The sequence below is a fragment of the Pseudomonas sp. TWI929 genome (genome assembly GCF_039673335.1).
In the GTDB taxonomy this organism is placed as follows: Bacteria; Pseudomonadota; Gammaproteobacteria; order Pseudomonadales; family Pseudomonadaceae; genus Aquipseudomonas.
This window is the reverse complement of sequence record NZ_JBDJLK010000139.1, coordinates 1-9,455: the sequence shown is the minus strand read 5'-3', so window position 1 is coordinate 9,455 and position 9,455 is coordinate 1. Positions and strand designations below refer to the sequence as shown.

At 63.9% G+C, this 9,455-nt stretch carries 9 protein-coding genes; 8 read left to right on the top strand and 1 reads right to left on the bottom strand.

The window, feature by feature from the left end; translation table 11 throughout:
* Nucleotides 1-113 precede the first annotated feature (113 nt).
* The 3 genes from ABE456_RS27620 to ABE456_RS27610 all read left to right on the top strand — a co-directional run bounded on the left by ABE456_RS27620 (nucleotide 114) and on the right by ABE456_RS27610 (nucleotide 3,608).
* A complete protein-coding gene (locus ABE456_RS27620) occupies nucleotides 114-1,763 on the top strand; it encodes an MFS transporter (RefSeq protein WP_346646757.1) in 1,650 nt (549 codons plus the stop codon).
* Nucleotides 1,760-2,893, top strand: coding sequence for an HlyD family secretion protein (locus ABE456_RS27615; RefSeq protein ID WP_346646756.1), 1,134 nt, complete (start codon nucleotides 1,760-1,762; stop codon nucleotides 2,891-2,893). The genes ABE456_RS27620 and ABE456_RS27615 overlap by 4 nt, the downstream gene beginning before the upstream one ends.
* A 121-nt stretch (nucleotides 2,894-3,014) precedes the next feature.
* Nucleotides 3,015-3,608, top strand: a complete 594-nt coding sequence (locus ABE456_RS27610) for a hypothetical protein (RefSeq protein WP_346646755.1) — start codon at nucleotides 3,015-3,017, stop codon at nucleotides 3,606-3,608.
* A 99-nt stretch (nucleotides 3,609-3,707) separates the two neighbouring features.
* Here ABE456_RS27610 and ABE456_RS27605 read toward each other — a convergent pair whose 3' ends face one another.
* Nucleotides 3,708-4,583, bottom strand: coding sequence for an AEC family transporter (locus tag ABE456_RS27605; RefSeq protein ID WP_346646754.1), 876 nt, complete (start codon nucleotides 4,581-4,583; stop codon nucleotides 3,708-3,710).
* Between the two features lie 417 nt (nucleotides 4,584-5,000).
* Between ABE456_RS27605 and ABE456_RS27600 the strand changes: the two genes are divergently transcribed.
* From ABE456_RS27600 to ABE456_RS27580, 5 genes are all read left to right on the top strand, one after another.
* Nucleotides 5,001-6,296 carry an MFS transporter gene (locus ABE456_RS27600; protein WP_346646753.1) on the top strand — a complete coding sequence of 432 codons (1,296 nt, stop codon included), beginning with the start codon at nucleotides 5,001-5,003 and terminating at the stop codon, nucleotides 6,294-6,296.
* Nucleotides 6,297-6,491: 195 nt separating this feature from the next.
* On the top strand, nucleotides 6,492-6,800 hold the full coding sequence (locus ABE456_RS27595; RefSeq protein WP_346646752.1) for a hypothetical protein: 309 nt from the start codon (nucleotides 6,492-6,494) through the stop codon (nucleotides 6,798-6,800).
* Nucleotides 6,801-6,848: 48 nt separating this feature from the next.
* Complete coding sequence (locus tag ABE456_RS27590; protein WP_346646751.1) at nucleotides 6,849-7,400, top strand: YbhB/YbcL family Raf kinase inhibitor-like protein; 552 nt, start codon at nucleotides 6,849-6,851, stop codon at nucleotides 7,398-7,400.
* Between the two features lie 554 nt (nucleotides 7,401-7,954).
* Nucleotides 7,955-9,010, top strand: a complete 1,056-nt coding sequence (locus tag ABE456_RS27585; protein WP_346646750.1) for a 3-deoxy-7-phosphoheptulonate synthase — start codon at nucleotides 7,955-7,957, stop codon at nucleotides 9,008-9,010.
* 79 nt (nucleotides 9,011-9,089) lie between these two features.
* Nucleotides 9,090-9,371 (top strand): peptidylprolyl isomerase, encoded by a 282-nt coding sequence (locus ABE456_RS27580; protein WP_346646749.1) that lies wholly within the window; start codon nucleotides 9,090-9,092, stop codon nucleotides 9,369-9,371.
* Nucleotides 9,372-9,455 lie beyond the last annotated feature (84 nt).

The following is a 9,455-nucleotide window of genomic DNA, read 5'->3' as shown; positions in this document are numbered from 1 at the left end:
GCACTGACTTCAGGTGTAGTGCGATCCCTGGGGGAGCGGGCAAGCCCGCGAAGAGGCCGGCACAGGCTGTAGACTGTTTTCTTTGCAACCGCCGCTCAAGTACAGTCTGCTTCATGGACAAATATGCGCCCCGCCAGTGGCTCCCCCACGAGAAGCCCAGCCTGCCTGGCTCTCCCTCCACGCCCCTGCATACCCCGGCCAAACGCCTGGCCTACGGCGTGGTCGGGCTGCTGGTGGCAATCACTGGCGGCCTGGGTAATGCGCTGGTCACCGCCAACCTGGTGTTCTTGCAAGGTGCCTTGGGCGCAACCACGGCGGAAATGGCCTGGCTGCCAGCCGCCTATGTCATGACCAACGTGTCCATCAACCTGCTGCTGGTGAAGTTCCGCCAGCAGTTTGGCCTGCGCGCCTTCACCGAAGTGTTCCTGGTGCTATATGCCTTGGTTACCTTCGCCCACCTGCTGGTCAACGACCTCAATTCGGCCATCGCCGTGCGCGCGGCCCACGGCATGGTCGGCGCGGCGCTCAGTTCGCTGGGGCTGTACTACATGATCCAGGCGTTCCCGGCGAAATGGCGACTGAAGGCGATGGTGCTGGGGCTGGGCGCCTCGCAGCTGGCGCTACCGCTGGCGCGGATCTTTTCCGAAGACCTGCTGCAGATCGCCGAGTGGCGCGGGCTGTACCTGTTCGAACTGGGCCTGGCGCTGGCCGCGCTGGGTTGCGTACTGATGCTCAAGCTACCGCCCGGTGACCGCTTCAAGACCTTCGAGCCGCTGGACTTTCTGACCTTCACCTTGATAGCCAGCGGCACCGCCCTGCTCTGCGCCGTACTGTCGCTGGGGCGCATCGACTGGTGGCTGGAGGCGCCGTGGATCGGCGTGGCCTTGGCGGCTTCGATCGCCCTGATATTCAGCGGCTTGGCCATCGAGCACAACCGCCGCAACCCACTGTTGATGACCCACTGGCTGGGCAGCGGCGCCATCATTCGCCTGGCCCTGTGCGTGGTGCTGATCCGCATGGTCACCTCGGAACAGTCCACTGGCGCGGTCGGTTTCTTGCAGGCGCTGAACATGGGCAGCGAGCAAATGCGCACGCTGTACTGGATCATGCTGCTGGGGGCGGTGGCCGGCCTCGCCAGCAGTGCCCTCACCATAAACCCCAATCACCTGGTGATCCCGCTGTTCGTCTCGCTGCTGGCCATGGCCGCGGGCGCCTTCATGGACAGCAGCTCCAACAACCTCACGCGCCCGGCACAGATGTATTTCAGCCAGTTCCTGTTGGCGTTCGGCAGCACCTTTTTCCTCGGCCCATCCATGGCCCTGGGCATCAGCCATGTACGCGCCAACCCGCGCAACCTGGTGAGTTTTTCGGTGTTGTTCGGCATCTGCAACAACCTCGGCGGCCTTATTGGCGCGGCGCTGCTGGGCACCTTCCAGACCTGGCGGGAGAAATTCCACTCCAGCCACCTGATGGACCGCCTCAGCTACCTCGAACCGCTGGTCACGGCACGGGTGCAAAGCGGCGGTGCTGGCTACGGCGGCATCATCGCCGACCCGGCCCTGCGCAGCGAAGCCGGCCTGCGCCTGCTGGCCAGTGCCGCCACCCGTGAAGCGAATGTGATGGCTTACAACGATGTGTTCGTGCTGATCGGCAGCATCGCTATCCTGACCATGATCTGGATCTGCATCCGCAGCACTTGGCTCTGGTACGCGAAACGCCAGGCCAATTCCACCGACCCCACCCCCGGCGCGCCCACCCGATGACCGACGATACCCGCACCACGACCACCACTGCCATCGCCGAAACCCCGGAAGGCGTAACACCGCCCAGTGAGCCGACCAGCCCGGTACGTACGCGGCGGGTGCGCATCCTGTCATCGGTCAGCTTCGCTGCCGTGGCCCTGGCCGGCATCCTGCTGGTGCTGTATGCATGGCGCCTGCCACCGTTCAGCAGCGCCATCGAAAGCACCGAAAATGCCCTGGTACGCGGCCAGGTAACCATCATTGGCCCGCAACTGAGCGGCTACATCGTCGACGTGCCGGTGCACGACTTCCAGTTCGTCAAGGCCGGTGACTTGCTGGTACAGCTGGATGACCGTATCTACAAGCAGCGCCTGGCCCAGGCCAGCGCCCAGTTGCAGCAACAGCAGGCGGCCTTGGCCAACAACCTGCAGCAGCGTAAGAGTGCCGAAGCGACCATTGCCCAACGCCAGGCTGCCATCGGCGACGCCGCCGCCCAAGCCGCCAAGGCCAGGGCCGACCTGACCCGCAACCAGGCACTGGTCAGCGATGGCTCGGTGTCGCGCCGCGACCTGGACCTGGCCCGGGCCAGCGAAGCCGCGGCAGCCGCCAGCCTGGCCCAAGCCAAGGCAGCCTTGGAAATCGCCCGCCAGGACCGGGAAACGGTGGTGGTCAACCGGGCGGCGCTGGAGGCCTCGGTGGAAAACGCCAAGGCCGCCGTGGAACTGGCCCACATCGACCTCGACAATACCCGCGTCACCGCCCCGCGCGACGGCCAACTGGGGCAGATTAGTACGCGCCTGGGGGCCTATGTAAATTCGGGCGCGCAGCTGATGGCGCTGGTGCCCGACACCTTGTGGGTGATTGCCAACATGAAAGAAACCCAGATGGCCAATGTACGTATTGGCCAGCCGGTGAGTTTTACCGTGGATGCGCTGAACCACCTGAAGCTGCAGGGGCATGTGCAGCAGCTTTCACCCGCCACCGGCTCGGAGTTCGCCTTGTTGCAGGCAGATAACGCCACCGGCAACTTCGTCAAGATTGCCCAGCGCATACCGGTGCGAATCACCGTGGATGCCGACCAGCCAGAGGCCAAGCGCTTGCGGCCGGGGATGTCGGTGGTGGTCAGTATCGATACCCGTGGCGAACAGTGATGTTGCCTTTACCGGCGATAGGGCCAGTGCAGCCCACACGGAGATGCCGTCGTGCCACGATTGCGCCGCTCTAGGCCGTGGGTTTTAATCGCGCACGATCCGTTTCCAAGGAAGTTTCACCATGTACAGGAAGATCGTGCCGCTGGCACTGTTGGCAACCTTGGCCGGTTGTTCCGACCGCCAGGACACCACCAAGGCCAGTTTCCATAAGGCCGCCCAGGCCTACCTCGATAGCCAGTACCCGCACTGCTTCGTCGTCAGCTCATTCCCCACCAAGACCCAGGACTTCGATGTGCACGGCACCAACAAGGCGTTGCATGCCCTGGCGCAGGTGGGCGTGGTCAGCGAAAAGGAAATCTCGCGCACCGAAGTGCCTGCCCGCCTATGGTCGCCGGCGCGCACGGATATCTATTACGCCTATGACCTGACCGATGAAGGCCGCAGGTACTACAAGGCAGGCAGTGGGCTGTGCTTTGGCAAAGCGCAGGTCACGGCCGTCGAGCAGTTCAGTGAGCCGAATGAGGTGGCCGGGCAGAAGCGGTCGAATGTGACCTATGCCTACAAGATCACCGGGCTGCCGGCGTGGGCCGGGAATGTATCAGTCAAGGCTGGCATTGTCGGGCTGGACAAGGCGGTGGCCAGCAATGACACGCCGCTCAAGGAAACACGGGCGATGGTGCTGACCAGCAACGGTTGGAAGATGCTGGATGAATAGTTGTTTGCTGTGCTGGCCCCTTCGCGGGTGCGTCACAGGCCTTGAGGGCTGCGCTCTACCTGAGGGAGCGGCTTTACCCGCGAAGAGGCCAGCACAGGCTTACATCCACCAGGCCAGCACCACCGGCAACCAGGCAAACGACAGCACCGTCGAGCACATCACCAGGTTCGCCACCTGCTCCGGCTCGCGGTTGGCCCGCAACGCCATCAGGTAGTTGAACACCGCCACCGGCATTGCCGACTGCACCACCAGCACTGCGCGCTCCAGGCTCTCCAAGCCCAATGCCGCGCCCACCGCCCAGCCCACCGCAGCCCCCAGGCCAATACGCAGGCCACCCAGCAGCATGCCGCTGCCGACATGGCGCAGGCGAATGCTGGCCAGCGACACGCCAAGGGTCAGCAGCATCAGCGGGATGGTCATGCCACCCAGCAAGTTTGCCGTGTTGGCCAACCAGCGCGGCAATTCAAAATCGAGAAAAATGATCGGCATGGCGCCGGCCAGGCTGATCACGATAGGGTTGCGCACCAGTGCCTTGAGCGATGCCGCAGTGCCGGAGATGGCCATACCGATGGTGAACTGCACGATCGACAGGGTCAGGAAAAACGCCACAGCCAGTGCCAGGCCGTGTTCACCAAACGCGTACAGGCTGATCGGCAGCCCCATGTTGCCGGTGTTGGGGAACATGAACGCCGGCATCAGCACCCGCCAGTGCATGCCCGAGGCACGGCACACCAGCAAACCGGCCATGGCCATGCCCAAGGTGCACAGCAGGCAGGCCAGCGCCATGCTGGTGAAGGCGTTCGGGTCCAGTTCGGTGCGGCTGAGGGTGGAGAGCACCAGCGACGGTGTACCTACGGTCATCACCATGCGGGCAATGAACTCGGTGGGGTAATCCAGCCCGTTGCGGGCCCAGGCGTAGCCGATACCGGCGACGATGAAAACCGGGGCCAGGACTGCGAACAGCGACGCGAACATGGAGGGCCTTCCTTGGGGAGTGTATAGGGCAATTATGCCGTAAGCTGAGCAATTGCCGGGGCCGCACAGCGGCCCAAAGATGTCTGACCAAGACACATTCATGTCGCCCTTGGACTGCGGCGTCTCGTCGCACACCCAAGCCCCTTGGGCAAAGCCTTGCAACCCCGTAGAATCGCGCTTCCTTTTCGCCCGTCGCCTTGAACGGTGGCAACCGGCAGCAACGACAGAGTCCGTGCCTGAACACATGACCGCACATGTGAAATAGGCTCAACCCTCCCCGCCCGGCCCAACGCTCACAGGGCCCAGCGGTTGAGTCTTGCCCAGGTCGCATCCGTGCAGCCACTCGCCCCTTGCCGGGTCGAGCTGGTGTGCGCGTCCGAGAAGGCGCTCATTCCGCTCATCCAACTAGAGGTACATATGTCTCCGCGTTTGCTGGCCATGGCGCTGGCGCCCCTGCTCGGGCTATTCATCATTGCCCTGGGCAACGGCTTCATGTCTTCCCTGACCACCCTGCGCCTGGGCGCTGCCGGTGAGTCGGCCACCACCATCGGTATCGTCTCGTCGACCTACTTCATCGGCCTGACCCTTGGCGCCATCTTCAATGACCGGCTGATCTTGCGCATCGGCCATATCCGCGCCTACACCAGCTTCGCCTCGTTGATCGCCGTGACCATTTTGCTGCAGGGGCTGTTCTACGACGTTACCTGGTGGTCGGTGCTGCGCCTGATCAACGGCTGGGCGGCAGTGGGCGTATTCCTGGTAATCGAAAGCTGGTTGCTGCTGGCCGGCGACGCGAAGATCCGCGGCCGCCTGCTGGCGCTGTACATGATCGCCTTCTACGGTGCCGGGGTGATCGCCCAGGCCGGCCTTGGCGAAATCACCCAGCTGGGCGACACCGCACCCTTCATGCTGGCTGGCGTGCTTGCTGCCCTGTCGGTGCTGCCCATCGTGATTTTGCCGCGGGTGTCGCCGCTGCTGGACCAGGTTGAACCACTCAAGCCTCGCCAGTTGCTGGGTGTGGCGCCGTCGGGCCTGGTCGGCTGCTTCGGCTCGGGCGTGGCCATTGCCGGCATCTATGCCCTGTTGCCGCTGTACCTGCAGCGCATCGGCCTGGAGGTGGGCGAGGTCGGCAACATGATGGCTTGGGTGATCCTCGGCGCCATGCTGCTGCAATACCCGGTCGGGCGCTGGTCCGACCGCAAGGACCGCCAGGATGTGTTGATTGCCCTGGCTGCGCTGTGCGTGGTGCTGTCGCTGGTGACGGTGTTCCTGCCGTCGGACTCGTTCCTGCTGCCGGCCATGCTGTTCCTGCTGGGTGGTGGTGTGTTCACCTTGTACCCGGTGGCGGTCAGCCATGCGGCCGACCGGGCGCCATCCGATGCACTGGTACCGATGATCCAGGGCTTGCTGCTGATCAACTCGCTGGGGTCGGCGATGGCGCCAGTGGCGATTTCGCCGATGATGACCGAGTTTGGCGAGGCCGGGTTGTTCTGGGCCTTTGCCGTGGTCAACCTGGCCATGGTGTGCTTCTTCCTGTGGCGCCGGGGCAAGCGCCCGGCAGCAGAGCACCCGGCACCGTTCACGGCTTCGACCACCTTCTCGCCGACCGGCGCCGAGCTGCGGGTGACCGAAGACCTGATGCATGCGGCGCAGGAGCATCCGCCGTTGGAGCCGGAAAGCCCGGCACCAGCGCAGCGCTCGGAATCTCAGTAATTCCAGGGGCCGCTTCGCGGCCCAATCGCGACACAAGGCCGCTCCCACAAGGGAATGCAATCTTCTGTGGGAGCGGCCTTGTGTCGCGATTGGGCTGCAAAGCAGCCCCAGAAGCAACCACCCGTCGCCCCGAAGGCACCCTGCGCACCGCCCCCGGCCAAACGAATGACAGATCATCCGCAAAGGAGTCGTCCCATGATCCGCATTCGCCCACTCTCGCTGTGCCTCGCCATGGCCCTGACCACACTGAGCGGCACCAGCTTCGCCGCCACCGACACCAACACCGACAGCCGCCCGCAAACAGACCAGTCCGGGGGCAAGACCGCTGGCGAAGGCAGCAGCATCAACAGCCCCGGCGGTGGCAAAAGCAACGATAGCAGCGATACCGGCAGCAATTCGGATGCCGCCGACGGTGCCAGTGGCGGCTCCAATAGCACTGGCGAAGCCACCGGCTCCGGTGCCGGGTACAGCGGCGGCACTGCCGAGGACCAGGACAGCCGCTAAGGCTGGCCTGGGCTACACTGCGCCCCATCGCCCCGCCAAGGATTCGCCATGAACCTCAAACCCTGGCTGCTCGCCGCCCTGCTGCCGTGTACTGCCTTGGCCGCCAGCAGCAACCAAGGGGCGCTGTCGATCAGCTCCTCTTCGTTCACCGATGGCGGCGTGATCGCCCTGCAACAAGTCGGCCTGGACCCGGCCTGCGGCGCTGGCGAAGAACGCACCCCGCAACTGAGCTGGGACAACCTGCCCGAAGGCACCCGGTCGCTGGCCCTGATCATGTTCGACCCGGACGGTGGCAAGGGTATCGGCACAGTGCACTGGCTCGCCTACAACATCGACCCTGAACAGGATGGGCTGAAGGAAGGCACCGCTGGGCTGAGCGGGCAGTACATCACCGTAGGGCGCAACGCGCGTGGCACCCTCAGCTACCGAGGCCCCTGCCCGCCTGCCGGTGACAACCCGCACCACTACGCACTGACCCTGATCGCTACCGACCTGCCGCTAGGCACCCTGCCCGAAGGCCTGGACCGCAACGGCCTGCTGGAGTTGCTGCAAGGCCATGCGCTGGGAGCTCAGAGCCTGGTCGGGCGCTATGGTCATTGAACCATTTAGTACAAAAACAAATGATCACGCCCATAGCATTTATCCATTGAATGGCCCGGCCGAACTGAAGTAAGCTCGGGCTCATTCACTGGAGAGCAACATGCCAAAACACACCTGCAACCACGCCAACCACACCGGTCGCAACCTGCGCCCTGTGCTGGCCGTTGCCGGCTGCGTGGCACCTGCCAGCTATTACTTTGGGTATTGGTTTAGCCACTAGGCGCCGATACCCACACGGCGCCCACCTTCGAGGGGCCGCCGAACATGAGAATACTCAAACCCCCGGTCGGCTCCCCGACCGGGGGTTTTGCTTTTCAGGCCTTTGATCAACACCGATTCATATTGAGGACAGCTTCATGAACTACGCCACTTATTACTACGCAAACACCTACGCCTGGCGATTTAGCCAATCCCGTTCGGGCCAGCCTGCCGCCTCCGATCGGTCTTGCACAGGTGGCAATGCAGCAGCCAAACCGAATTCAACGATCTGTCGAACACCTCGATAGGGCCGACCACGCGGGCCTGAACCCGCAGTCCGCCCAGGGAAAAACGCCATGCAAGCTTCCAACCTCGCCCTGACCCAACCGCAAGCTGCCAACACCTCCGTCAGCAAGCGGCTGCCCAGCCCACACCTGCTCAAGCAGCAGATGCCGCTGTCTACCGATCTGGCCCAGCAAGTCCATGCTCACCGCCAGGCCATCCGCGCCATCCTCGAAGGCCGCGATCAGCGCCTGCTGGTAATTGTCGGCCCCTGCTCGATCCACGACCCACGCTCGGCCCTGGAATACGCCGACCGCCTGGCCGCCCTCAGCCGCGAAGTCGACGACAAGCTGCTGCTGGTGATGCGCGCCTACGTCGAAAAGCCCCGCACCACGGTGGGCTGGAAAGGCCTGGCCTACGACCCGCACCTGGATGGCAGCGACGACATGCATTCGGGCATCGCCTTGTCCCGTGGCTTGATGCTGAGCATGATCGAGCGTGGCCTGCCAATTGCCACCGAACTGCTGCAGCCCATGGCTGCCGGCTACTTCGATGACCTGCTGGCCTGGGCCGCGATTGGCGCGCGCACTACCGAATCGCAAATCCACCGCGAAATGGTCAGTGGCCTGGAACTGCCGGTTGGCTTCAAGAACGGCACCGACGGCGGCATCGCCATCGCCAGCGATGCCATGCGCAGCGCCGCCCACCCGCACCGCCACTTCGGCATGGATGCGCAGGGTCACCCGGCGATCATCGAAACCCTGGGCAACCCGGACACCCACCTGGTGCTGCGTGGTGGCCACAAGGGCCCGAACTACGATGCCAACAGCATCGCCATGGCCCGCCAGGCACTGGCCAAGGTTGGGTTGCAGGCACGCATCATGGTTGATTGCAGCCACGCCAACAGCGGCAAGGACCCGGCGCGCCAACCAGCAGTGTTCAACGATGTGCTGGAGCAGCGCGTGGCCGGCGACCGCTCGATTGTTGGCGTGATGATCGAAGGGCACCTGTTCGATGGCTGCCAGGCGCTGGGCAAGGGCGCACTGAAATACGGCGTGTCTATCACCGACGGCTGCCTGGGCTGGGCCTCGACCGAAACCCTGTTGCGCGAGGCGGCACAAAAACTCTAAGCCGTTGCTTGCAAGCCTGGCGAGACATACCCCGGACAAGTGCGCTAGGCTTGCCTTTTTACCCCAAGGAGCAGTACCCATGGCCCGTGCAACCGCCCGCCACATCCTCGTTGCCAGCGAAGACAAGTGCAACGAACTGAAAGCCCAGATCGAAGCAGGCGCCGATTTCGCTGAAATCGCCAAAGCCAACTCCACCTGCCCGTCCAGCCGCCAGGGCGGCGACCTGGGCTCGTTCGGCCCAGGCCAGATGGTCAAGGAATTCGACACCGTGGTGTTCAGCGCCCCGCTCAACACCGTACAAGGCCCAGTGAAAACCCAGTTCGGCTACCACCTGCTGGAAGTGACCAGCCGCCAGGACTGATTCACCTTTTCAGGTGATGAGATCCCCTGTGGGAGCGGGTTTACCCGCGAATGCGCCTGATCAGGCAACGGCGTTGCATGGACG

Bases quoted from the DNA above. Each gene is read 5' to 3' on its own strand.
- ABE456_RS27620 (WP_346646757.1), top strand. From the start codon at position 114: ATGGACAAATATGCGCCCCGCCAGTGGCTCCCCCACGAGAAGCCCAGC.
- ABE456_RS27615 (WP_346646756.1), top strand. From the start codon at position 1,760: ATGACCGACGATACCCGCACCACGACCACCACTGCCATCGCCGAAACC.
- ABE456_RS27610 (WP_346646755.1), top strand. From the start codon at position 3,015: ATGTACAGGAAGATCGTGCCGCTGGCACTGTTGGCAACCTTGGCCGGT.
- ABE456_RS27605 (WP_346646754.1), bottom strand. From the start codon at position 4,583: ATGTTCGCGTCGCTGTTCGCAGTCCTGGCCCCGGTTTTCATCGTCGCC.
- ABE456_RS27600 (WP_346646753.1), top strand. From the start codon at position 5,001: ATGTCTCCGCGTTTGCTGGCCATGGCGCTGGCGCCCCTGCTCGGGCTA.
- ABE456_RS27595 (WP_346646752.1), top strand. From the start codon at position 6,492: ATGATCCGCATTCGCCCACTCTCGCTGTGCCTCGCCATGGCCCTGACC.
- ABE456_RS27590 (WP_346646751.1), top strand. From the start codon at position 6,849: ATGAACCTCAAACCCTGGCTGCTCGCCGCCCTGCTGCCGTGTACTGCC.
- ABE456_RS27585 (WP_346646750.1), top strand. From the start codon at position 7,955: ATGCAAGCTTCCAACCTCGCCCTGACCCAACCGCAAGCTGCCAACACC.
- ABE456_RS27580 (WP_346646749.1), top strand. From the start codon at position 9,090: ATGGCCCGTGCAACCGCCCGCCACATCCTCGTTGCCAGCGAAGACAAG.